Raw genomic sequence first — 10,994 nt, 5'->3', positions numbered from 1 at the left:
ATGAACCGATGAGTGTACAAGATGAATTGAAAAAAGCGGTCAATCCTGCTGCTTGGAAAAAAGCAAACCAGCGAATGGTGGCAAAAATGCTGTCCGAATATATGTATGAGGATATGCTTCATCCCGTTCAGCTAAATCATCAAGATGGCATCGCCCAATATGAATTAATCATTCACGAACAGAAGAAATATCGTTATCTCGCAAAACCTCGTTTGTTTGATAGTTTTGATACGATTGCTGAATCGATCGAGTGCTGTCAAGACGGAACGTGGACAAAGGATGTTAGTGCCATTGTGTTTTTACTAGACATTCAGCCGATCATCCCAATGTCTTCTGAAACAACTGGCCATCTGATCAAAGAGCTTCACCATACCTTGTTAGCGGATGTTCATTTGCTGTCGAAAAAAGCACTTCGTGCAGATGAGCTGACGGATACAGATTATGCATGGATTGAAGGCGAGATGACTGGTCATCCGTGGATCGTCTATAACAAAGGGCGTATTGGGTTCAGCTACGATGATTACTTAGCCTATGCACCTGAAAGGCAGGAATGTGTGCAGCTGTCTTGGATTGCTGTTCACCGAGAACTTGCGACTTTCCATGCGGTCGATCATGAGAACTATGAGCACATCATTGCCAAGGAATTAGACGAAGTCACGATTCGTCAATTCCAACGTGTGTTAAAGGATGAAGGGCTAAATGCGGCTGATTATTATATGATGCCTGTTCATAAATGGCAGTGGACGCATATGATCATCCAGCATTTCCCTGAAGATTTAGCCATGCGCCGTATTGTGTATTTAGGAGAAGGGCTGGATCAATATATTCCACAGCAATCGATCAGAACCTTTACAAACATCTCAAATAAAGGCAAGCATCATATTAAACTGCCAATGAGTATTTTAAATACGCTAGTGTACCGGGGACTCCCATCAGAACGTACGGTGATTGCACCTCGTATTACAGCACATATTAAAGGAATCGCCGATCAAGACGCCTTTTTATCCGATGTATGCCGCGTGATTTTACCAGGTGAGAATGCGAGTATCAATGTTGATCATCCTTATTACAGCAAGCTACCTGGTGCGCCATATCAATACCTTGAAATGCTTGGGGTCATTTTTAGAGAAAGCATTTATACGTATTTGGATGAAGGGGAGAGCCCTGTTACGTTGGCGGCACTGACGTATGAAGATCATGAAGGCGAGCCTTATCTGAAGCAGCTCATTGAAAAATCGGGTCTGTCAGCAAAAGAATGGATGGCGTCATTCTTCCACGTTGTCATGCCGCCGCTTCTGCACTTTATGTATCAATATGGCACGGTGTTTTCACCGCACGGACAAAATACAATTCTTGTATTAAAAGATCATAAGCCGCATCGTTTGGCGATCAAAGATTTTGTTGATGATGTGAACATTAGTGATCAACCGCTGCCTGAATTGGCTTCATTAGAAGAAGATCTAAAGGAAGTGCTGCGTAGTGAGCCGCCTGAGGGTCTTGTACAATTTATTTTTACGGGCCTGTTTATTTGCAATCTTCGTTACGTGTCAAACGTGTTAGACAAACACAATCTGTTAGATGAAACGACGCTTTGGCGCTTGCTTGTAGAAGAAATTCAGCAGTATCAAAAGCAATTTCCACAGCTAAAAGATCGTTTTGCTTTATTTGATCTATTCCAGCCTCAGCTGACAAAGCTTTGCTTAAACCGTAATCGCATGATTGATTATGGCTATGGAGATGGAGATGACCGGCCGCATGCATCAGAGCATGGCAAGGTCACAAATGCACTCGCTCAAGTTCTCTCATCCGTAGGCGAAAAATAAAAAAGAAAAGCTGTAGACAACATCTGTCTACAGCTTTTTGATTTTTTAAGAAAATGCTTGTGAGGCCAGGAAATAGAGAAGCGCAGGATCGTTCTGCTTTTCGTTCCCGCGAATCATCATAAAATGTGCGACGTTTGTTTTCGTAAATCCTGCTTCTACAAGTGATGCATGCAGGCGTTCAGCTGTTTCTTCCTGCATATCTATACGAAAGGCGCCAGAATAAGACGTGAGAAGTGATTGAATGAGTGCTAGCGCCGTTTGTTCATCGTTTGCTACAAGCGGGCCAATCATCAGATTAGCTGGTGTTTCCACACCAAACGCAAAGCCGGTGATTTCGTGGTGTTCATCCTTTGCGATCAGTTTAAATGCTGCTCGCTCCATTCGTTTTATTAAGAAGTTTGATCGATTGGTTCCTGCGCCTTTTTCATCCAGTCTTTCAATAGACGGGAGGTGCGTTTCATCAGCGGGAAAAAGATGAATCTGATGTGACGGATGAAGCGCACTAGGATTTGTTTTTTGTGCTTTGTATGTATGAATATAACCGGCTGTCTGAAAGCCGATTTTTTCATAGACTGGCTGTCCTTGTACAGTAGCCGTTAAAACGACAGGGACACTTGGATCACTATGACGAAGCAGTGTGTCAATCATTTGACGGGCAAGACCGAGGCCTCGATGTGTCTCAGATACAATGACCGCTCCAATTGATGCCACACTGTCATACTGAAAAAGTCCAGCGCATGAAATGACTTGTCCGTCAGTTGTTGTAAAACCGGTAAAATGTCCATTTGTTAAAAGAGATGTGAGCTCTTCCGCATTGTAATCAGGCCAATCGACCTCTTTTGACAATGCGACAAGGTCTGGTATGTCATCAAGGGTTAAAGATCGTTGAATAACGTTTGGCAATACACGCAACTCCTTCTTAGCTGATTTCTCTCTATGTATCGTACCATAAGAACGCATAAGAAAAAGGAAAAGGGGATACCTTTTCCTTTTGTATAGTTTAATAATTGAGGTCACGGTTGTATTCATATTCAAAGGTGAGCTGTAAGTTCTTAATTGAGACAACGCCTACTTTGATTAACCGTCCACCGATCAATTGAGGAACCTCGGTTGCATTAAAAGAAACAAAAAAGCGGTCTTTTGCCGGCACTTGACTTGTTTTATAAGAAGAGATGTCAACTTTTTGACCGTTCCAAGGTACGTTCACTGTTCCGCCTTTTAAGGAAGAGACGGTGAATACATAATTATATGCATTTGTACTACCTTTTTCAGCTTCTAATGACAGTCCAGTGACAACGGCATCCTGCGGCAAGCTGCTTAAATCAAAAGAAGAATTGGGAGATCCGGCTTCATTGAAACTATTCAATGTGGCAGGTGATCCATATCGTTTCGTTGTGCCCTTTTCAATACTTTTATCAAAGACAATACGATACATGTTGTCCTCTTCATTTAATAATTGCTTTGGTTTGACGGCTAAATAGTAGTCAGTACTGGCGGCAATTTTCGGCATATGGATGATTTCATTTTGGTTGTTTGTTCGCACAGAGGAAGACACGAGTGACCCGCTCTGATTGTAAAGATAAAGATCGAAATCATTTCCAGCTTTCACATTGACGAGTTTGATAGAAAAGCGGCCATCTGCTCCATCAAATTTAGAGCTGGTGAACCGATAAAAATCAATGTCATTCATAGAAGAGATACTGCCTTCGTGATATAAATAGGTCTTGTTTAGATGAAGAGAGTGCTGTAAGAATTGAGCTTTGTCCATCGTATCATTGTTTGCATAATCACTGTCTGGATACAGATGCTCCAATTCTTCTGTATAATATTTTGTTTGTTTCGTAGACGTTTCACTTGCTTGAGCAGGTGATTGGAAAAGAGGGCTAGCGATAAAGAGGCCTGTAAGCAATAAAACCCCGATCTTCTTTTTGAACATGACAAACATCTCCTTTTAAGTAAATAACTTTCATTTGTAATATCGGTAAATAAACGTAATTTTTCATATTTATGTCATTTTTAATGATAAAAAGAACCTCCTGGAATGGAGGTTCTTTGTTAGTGAACGTTAAAATATCGAGCTTCAGGATGAGAAACGACAATGGCTGAAACGGATGCTTCAGGCTCCATCATAAACCCTTCTGTGAGATGAATCCCGATTTTTTCTGGCTGCAGCAGGTGGAATAGTTTTTCTTGGTCTTCTAGATTAGGGCACGCTGGATAACCAAAGGAATAGCGCTGACCTTGATATTTGGCTTGGAATCGTTTCTCCATCGTGAAATCGACTGGGTCTGGGAATCCCCATTTATCACGAATTACTTGGTGCGTTCGTTCAGCCAATCCTTCTGCAAGCTCAAGTGCTAAAGCTTGGACAGCATGCATTTTTAAATAGTCGCCCTCTTGTTTAAATTGCTGCGCAACTTCTCGTATGCGGGCACCAGCCGTCACTGCAAATAAGGCGATATAATCTTTCTCGTTCTCTCCGCTTTTCCGCACATAATCAGAAATAGACCGGTACGGAAGTTTTTCCTGTCTTGGAAATTGGAATGTCTCAATGACGCGGTCAGGCGCTTCTGGATCATAGATATGCAGATCATTCCCATTTGAACTGGCAGGGAAGAATTGATAGACGAATGCAGGTGCAAACCAGTTTTTCTCTCTGCCTTCTTGAAGAAGATCTGTGATCAGCTGTTTTAATTCCAATGCTTTTGGATGCTGTTCAGCCAATAGCTTTTTGACCTTTCCTTTTAAACCGAGGTGATGGCCGATCAGCATTTGCTCATTGACATAGGGCATAATGTGGTGCAAATCAATATCCCGTACATAATGGCGTTTCGTACTTTCTGGCGTGAAAATCGCTGCCTCAGGAAGTGTCGCGCGTTTTTCTAGTAATTCAATCACGGCTTTTGGCTGCGTTGTTTCTTTTTCCTTATGGAGTGTTTCTTGATCCTCTAAGGGTTTTGTTTGAAATTGAAGAGGGTTCGCTCTTAATTCATTCGCTAAAGACAGGCCGTCCATTGCATCTTTGGCGTAAAGGACGGGGCCATCATATTGAGGCGAAATTTTCATCTTCGTAAACTTCCGGGAAAGCGCCGCGCCGCCCACCAAAATGGGAACAGAGATGTTTGCTTTTTGTAAATCTTGAGCGGTCAAGACCATTTGCTGTGCTGATTTGACAAGTAAACCTGATAATCCAATCATATCTGGCTTTTCTTTTTGCACCGCTTCAATCAATGTTTGTGGGGTTACTTTGATTCCGAGATCGACGACGTGAAAGCCATTATTGCTCAAAATGATGTCGACCAGGTTTTTCCCTATATCATGGACATCGCCTTTGACGGTGGCGAGGAGAATCTTCCCTTTGCCGCTTGCGTCCTTTTTCTCCATAAATTGCTCAAGGTATGAAACAGATGCTTTCATGACCTCAGCGGATTGGAGGACTTCAGCTACAATCAATTCGTTTTGATTAAAAAGGCGCCCAACCTCTGACATTCCCTGCATTAATGGTCCATTGATGACATGAAGAGGTGATTCAAATTTCTCCAAAGCAAGGGCCAAATCATCAATCAGTCCTTCTTTCGTCCCTTCGACGACATAGAGTGCCAGCCTTTCATCAAGTGATAAGGAGATCTTTGGTTTCTTCTCTGTTTTCTTTTTCCCGCGATAAAATTGTGTGAACTCAGCAAGGGTTTGATCATTTGTTTCATAAAGTAAAGTTTCAGCCAGCTTGATTTCTTCCTTTGGAATTGAAGCGAAGCGTTCAAGCTTTTCAGTATTCACGATCGCATAATCAAGCCCTGCTTTGACGCAGTGATACAAATAAACGGCATTCAATATTTCTCTACCAACTGGCGGGAGTCCGAAAGACACGTTACTAATGCCTAAAATGGTGAGACATTCAGGCAGTACTGCTTTGATTCGCTCAATGCCTTTAATCGTCTCTTCAGCAGCACCAATATACTGTTCGTCTCCAGTACCTACTGGAAAGACAAGCGGGTCAAAAATGATATCACTCGCAGGGATTCCATATTTTTTCGTGAGCAGGTCATGGGATCTTACGGCAATTTCAAGTTTTCGATCTGCTGTGACGGCCATCCCTGTTTCATCGATTGTTCCAACAACAAGTGCGCCGCCATATAGCTTGACAAGCGGAAGAATCTCTTCAAAGCGCTCTTCTCCATCCTCTAAATTAATAGAATTAATAATGGCTTTTCCTTGAGAATACATGAGTGCTTTTTCGATGACATGTTTATCGGTTGAATCAATGACAAAAGGAGCTTTCACTTTTTTCATGGCTTCTTTTAAAAAGCCTTCCATGTCTGCTATCTCATCACGATCAGGGTCTGCTAAACACACATCAATGACGTGAGCGCCATTTTTCACTTGAGCACGGGCAATTTCTGCTGCCTCTTCAAACTTTTGTTCTGCGATGAGCCGTTTGAATTTGCGTGAACCAATGACATTTGTGCGCTCACCAACAAAGAGGGGGCGCATCGCTTCTTCATAAATGAGGGGCTCGATTCCTGATACGGTATGCGGTGATGACTCATGCGACATGCTGCGGGGCTGAAGCAGACGTACTTCATCTGATAATGCCTGAATATGTGCAGGCGTTGTACCGCAGCAGCCACCGACGATATTTAACCAGCCTTCTTTTGCAAAAGCGGCAATTTTTTTAGCAAGCGAAGCAGGGGATTCGTGATATTGTCCTTCTTCATCAGGGAGACCAGCGTTTGGATAGCAACTGACAGCCGACTTTGCGATGGAGGAGAGTGTACGGATATGGTCTGTCATAAATTCTGGACCAGTTGCACAGTTTAGTCCGACGCTGATTGGTTTCATATGCTCAAGTGAGATATAAAAGGCTTCAATATCTTGACCGGCAAGGGTAGTGCCCATCGGCTCAATCGTCCCTGACACCATCAGTGGTAGCTCAATACCGGTTGCGTGAAAGGCTTCTTGAATGCCTTTAAATCCAGCTTTGACATTCAGCATGTCTTGACTCGTTTCTAAAAGAAGAGCATCACATTTCCCATCAATCAGGGCGCGGGCTTGTTCTTCATAATTTGCAACGAGCTCTTCAAACGTTGTGCCGCCTGTCACGGATAATGTTTTTGTGGTGGGCCCCATTGCGCCTACAACAAAGCGGGGCCAGTCTGGTGTCGACAAACGGTCTGCTTCACGCTTTGCCAGCTGAGCTGCTTTTACGTTCAATTCATAGGCGAGATGGCCAAGTCCATATTCATCGAGAACGAGCTTCGTCGCGCCGAATGTATTTGTTTCGATTAAATCTGCACTTGCTTCAAGATATTGCCGGTGAATCGTGGAGATAATATGAGGGGCTGTGACGTTCAAATATTCGTTACAGCCCTCATACTCTTCTCCGCCGAAATCCTCTGCTGTGAGATCGGCGTTTTGAATCATTGTGCCCATTGCACCGTCAAGGACGAGGATGCGTTTTTTGAGCTGTTCAGTGATAGTTGGCATGGATGTTTGGCTCCTTTTCTTTCTGATGGATGTAAGTTGTCAGTTCTGCTGTTAAATCTGATCGAAGGAAAGGGGTAATTAAATAGATACCATTAAACAATTCGCAGGCTGTATCTAATAAAGAGCGGGCAATCGCTAACCCTTCTGTCCGCTGCTTTTCTTTATCTTCGCCTGCCTTGGCCATAATCTCACGAATCGAGTCAGATAATTTAATGCCGGGAATTTCATGATGAATAAACTCAGCATTTCGGCTGCTTGTTAGCGGCATAATACCGATGTAAATCGGTTTATCCAAATGTCGGCTTTCTTCATGAATCTTCACAAGCTGTTCCTCAGAGTAAACAGGTTGTGAAATAAAATAATCGGCACCGTATTCGATTTTCTTCTCGAGGCGTTTGACCGCTTTATCAATATGACGGACATTTGGATTAAACGCGCCAGCCACTGAAAAATTGGTCTTTTTCCCGAGCGGTTTCCCGGAGAAAGATAGTCCCTCGTTAAATTGTTTGATCAGACGGATCAAATCAAAGGAGGTTAAATCATACACAGATGTCGCACCTGGGAAGTCTCCAATTTTAGACGGATCGCCTGTGATGGCTAAAATATCGGTTAGTCCAAGCGTGTCCAGCCCCATTAAATGAGATTGGAGTCCAATCAAATTGCGATCACGACATGTGATATGGACAAGTGAACGCATATCAAGCTGCTGTTTTAATAAAGCGCCGCATGCCACATTACTAATACGTGGGGTAGCTAGAGAGTTATCGGCCAGTGTGAGGGCATCAATGCCTGCACTTTTTAATTCGTTCGCTGCGATAAGGAATTTTTCAAAGTTCAGCTTCTTCGGCGGGTCCAGCTCGACGATAATCGAACGTTTTTTCACAGCCAGCTCGTCAAGACCTGGTTCTGTTCGTTGATCTTGGATGGAAATGATTTCTTCTTTTAATACTTTCACTTCTTTTTCGGTGATAGGTGCTAAATCTTTGACCGCCTCAGCCATGGCGCTTATATGCTGAGGGGTTGTTCCGCAGCAGCCTCCAATGATTCGTGCGCCCTGATTTCTAAACTCAAGTGCACTTTTTCGGAAATAATCATTATCTGTATCATAGACGAGTCTGCCTTCTTCAAGGGAGGGAAGACTGCTATTTGGATAGACAGATAAATGCGAATTTTCCAAAAGTGGAACACCTTCAAGTGCCTGAATCATATGATAAGGGCCTAATCGGCAGTTAATGCCGACGACATCAGCGCCAAGTGAGGATAATTCAGATAAACCGTCTTTTAGTGGCGTACCGTCCTGCAATACACCTTGCTCATGCATGGAGACGTTCATGACAATCGGAAGCACTGTTTCTTTGCGAGCAATCTCAAGAACGGCTTTTGCTTCTTCAATATCGTAATATGTTTCAAGCAGTAATCCATCAGGCTCTTCATTTAAAAGGATATAGAGCTGTTCTCTAAAACTCCGTTTAATCTCGTCTAAAGAGTAGGCATTTTTGTTAAATGTTCGAATGCCACCGATCGTTCCAAGGACATAAGCTGAGCCAGCGGCTGCTTTGGCAATTTGTACAGCTTTTGTGTTAATGCGTTTTGTTTCTTCCTCTAAACCGTAGCGGGATAGTTTAATATAATTCGCACCGTATGTGTTCGTTTGAATAATGTCCGCTCCAGCTTGCACATATGCCTCGTGCACTCTTTTGACTTCATCTTCTTTTGATAAATTTAATTCTTCAAAGCAGCGGTCAATGCCATAAGAGTATAAAAGTGTTCCCATTGCTCCATCAGCAATCAGTACGCGATTTTGTAAGTCTTGTAATAGGCCCATTGGTTTCCTCCTTATTTCTATGTAACAAAAAAAGCCTTCTGATAAGAAGAAGACTTTTTGGCTGTATTGAAATTCTTCTCCTTATCTTCCAAGCAGTTGCTTGCTGGATTTAGCACCTTGGTCATAGAAAATAGATTTCTACTACACCGGTTGCTGAGGCTTCACAGGGCCAGTCCCTCTGCCTCTCTTGATAAGAAAGCGATATGAACATGTCAATGAATTGAACTTCCATCAACTGTATCGAAAAAATCGGAAATAATCAATGGAAAATTTGAAATTTATCGAAAATTTATAAATTGGACGTCAATCGGTAAATCTGCCTTGCGCATGAGCGCCATCACTTCTTGTAAATCATCTTTATTTTTTCCTGTCACACGCACTTGGTCATCTTGAAATTGCGACTTTACCTTTATACCAGATTGTTTGATCAAGGCATTGATCTTTTTGGCATTGTCCTTATCAATCCCGCTTATCAGCTTTGCACGCTGGCGAACGGTTCCACCTAGGGCATGTTCTGTTTTTCCGTAGTCAATGTTTTTAGTCGGTACGTTTCGTTTAATCAGTTTTGTCACAAGGACATCCTTTAGCTGCTCCAGCTTGAAGTCATCATCAGAAATGAGAACGAGTTCTTCTTTTTCTAGTGAAATATCACTTTTACTTCCTTTAAAATCATAACGGTTTTTAATTTCTTTCAGTGCTGCTTGAATGGCGTTTTGCACCTCTGGCAGCTCCACCTTCGATACAATATCAAATGAACTTTCTTTTGCCATCACATATGACCTCCAACTATAGATATTGCGTCTATTTTATCATGCCCATAGGGGAAGAAGAAACTTTATCGAGGAGAGTTCAGATGCATGCGGTATAATTCAAGTACAGTTTGTCCACTTTAGCTAACAGAACTAGAGATGTTCATGATGACAGAAGTATAGTAGAATAAAGTGAATCAAAAGATGAACGAACGCTCTTTTAAGGGCAGATAGGAAGGAAGAGAACATGAGACCAGGTGAGCAACTGACCTTGCAAATAGATAACGAGATGGAATACGGCTACTTTTTAACAGATGGCGAAGATTCTGTCCTCCTACATCGCAGTGAGATGACAGAGGATATTGGAGATCGTGATGAAGTAGAGGTCTACTTATATGTAGATCATGAGGAAAGACTGGCAGCGACGATGAAAATTCCTAAAATCAATGCACATACATACGACTGGGTAGAAGTCGTAGACGTTGTAGAAGATATGGGTGCTTTTGTCGATATAGGTTTGTCAAAGGATGCACTTGTTGCAACTGAACACCTCCCGCCTTTTGAGGAAGCGTGGCCGAAAAAAGGCGACAAACTATACTGTATGCTCAAAGTGACAAGTTACGGGAGAATGTTCGCAAAACCAGCCACTGAAGATGTGATCAGTGAATTGTTTACTGAAGCGCCAGAAACGTTAATGAACAAAGAAATTACTGGAACAATCTATCGCTTAATTGCGACAGGTTCTTTTATGCTGACAGATACAGGCGTGCGTGGATTTATCCACCGCACGGAACGAAAGGAAGAGCCTAGATTAGGATCGACCGTGACAGGACGCGTCATTGCAGTGAAAGAGGACGGAACCGTGAACGTTTCTCTGCTTCCTAGAAAACAGGATGCATTATCTGTCGATGCAGAAGAAATCTTAACTTACATGAGAACGAGAAACGGTGCAATGCCTTACGGGGATAAAAGTGATCCAGAAGATATCCGGGAAAGATTTCAAATGAGCAAAGCAGCCTTCAAACGAGCATTAGGTCATCTGATGAAAAATGATCTTGTTTACCAAAAAGAAGGATGGACATACGAGAAAAAGTGAGCATTTGCTCGCTTTTT

General features: G+C 42.6%; 7 protein-coding genes and 1 riboswitch. Of the genes, 2 read left to right on the top strand and 5 right to left on the bottom strand.

Annotated features, from left to right (window positions below):
- The first annotated feature begins 8 nt into the window (after nucleotides 1-8).
- Nucleotides 9-1,823 (top strand): IucA/IucC family protein, encoded by a 1,815-nt coding sequence (locus ACSBQP_RS07385; protein ID WP_435028288.1) that lies wholly within the window; start codon nucleotides 9-11, stop codon nucleotides 1,821-1,823.
- Between the two features lie 45 nt (nucleotides 1,824-1,868).
- Here the strand turns inward: ACSBQP_RS07385 and ACSBQP_RS07380 are convergent, their stop codons facing one another.
- The 5 genes from ACSBQP_RS07380 to ACSBQP_RS07360 form a co-directional block, all read right to left on the bottom strand.
- Nucleotides 1,869-2,726, bottom strand: a complete 858-nt coding sequence (locus ACSBQP_RS07380) for a GNAT family N-acetyltransferase (RefSeq protein ID WP_435028287.1) — start codon at nucleotides 2,724-2,726, stop codon at nucleotides 1,869-1,871.
- A gap of 97 nt (nucleotides 2,727-2,823) precedes the next feature.
- Nucleotides 2,824-3,759 carry a hypothetical protein gene (locus ACSBQP_RS07375; protein ID WP_008348558.1) on the bottom strand — a complete coding sequence of 312 codons (936 nt, stop codon included), beginning with the start codon at nucleotides 3,757-3,759 and terminating at the stop codon, nucleotides 2,824-2,826.
- A 119-nt stretch (nucleotides 3,760-3,878) separates the two neighbouring features.
- Nucleotides 3,879-7,307: a methionine synthase gene (gene metH, locus ACSBQP_RS07370; protein ID WP_435028286.1), complete on the bottom strand. Its 3,429-nt coding sequence runs from the start codon at nucleotides 7,305-7,307 to the stop codon at nucleotides 3,879-3,881.
- Nucleotides 7,291-9,132, bottom strand: a complete 1,842-nt coding sequence (locus tag ACSBQP_RS07365) for a bifunctional homocysteine S-methyltransferase/methylenetetrahydrofolate reductase (protein ID WP_099496431.1) — start codon at nucleotides 9,130-9,132, stop codon at nucleotides 7,291-7,293. The genes metH and ACSBQP_RS07365 overlap by 17 nt, the downstream gene beginning before the upstream one ends.
- Nucleotides 9,133-9,210: 78 nt before the next feature.
- Nucleotides 9,211-9,329: riboswitch (SAM riboswitch) on the bottom strand.
- 81 nt (nucleotides 9,330-9,410) lie between these two features.
- Complete coding sequence (locus ACSBQP_RS07360; protein WP_076821901.1) at nucleotides 9,411-9,902, bottom strand: YajQ family cyclic di-GMP-binding protein; 492 nt, start codon at nucleotides 9,900-9,902, stop codon at nucleotides 9,411-9,413.
- 226 nt (nucleotides 9,903-10,128) lie between these two features.
- Here ACSBQP_RS07360 and ACSBQP_RS07355 point away from each other — a divergent pair, with 226 nt between their 5' ends.
- Nucleotides 10,129-10,977, top strand: a complete 849-nt coding sequence (locus ACSBQP_RS07355; protein ID WP_017360190.1) for a CvfB family protein — start codon at nucleotides 10,129-10,131, stop codon at nucleotides 10,975-10,977.
- Nucleotides 10,978-10,994 lie beyond the last annotated feature (17 nt).

It is taken from the genome of Bacillus sp. G402, assembly GCF_051172515.1.
Classification (GTDB): Bacteria; Bacillota; Bacilli; order Bacillales; family Bacillaceae; genus Bacillus; species Bacillus altitudinis.
Note: the sequence above shows the minus strand (reverse complement) of the source record. Positions and strands in the feature narration are given on the sequence as shown.

Bases quoted from the DNA above. Each gene is read 5' to 3' on its own strand.
- ACSBQP_RS07385 (WP_435028288.1), top strand. From the start codon at position 9: ATGAGTGTACAAGATGAATTGAAAAAAGCGGTCAATCCTGCTGCTTGG.
- ACSBQP_RS07375 (WP_008348558.1), bottom strand. From the start codon at position 3,759: ATGTTCAAAAAGAAGATCGGGGTTTTATTGCTTACAGGCCTCTTTATC.
- metH (WP_435028286.1), bottom strand. From the start codon at position 7,307: ATGCCAACTATCACTGAACAGCTCAAAAAACGCATCCTCGTCCTTGAC.
- ACSBQP_RS07365 (WP_099496431.1), bottom strand. From the start codon at position 9,132: ATGGGCCTATTACAAGACTTACAAAATCGCGTACTGATTGCTGATGGA.
- ACSBQP_RS07360 (WP_076821901.1), bottom strand. From the start codon at position 9,902: ATGGCAAAAGAAAGTTCATTTGATATTGTATCGAAGGTGGAGCTGCCA.
- ACSBQP_RS07355 (WP_017360190.1), top strand. From the start codon at position 10,129: ATGAGACCAGGTGAGCAACTGACCTTGCAAATAGATAACGAGATGGAA.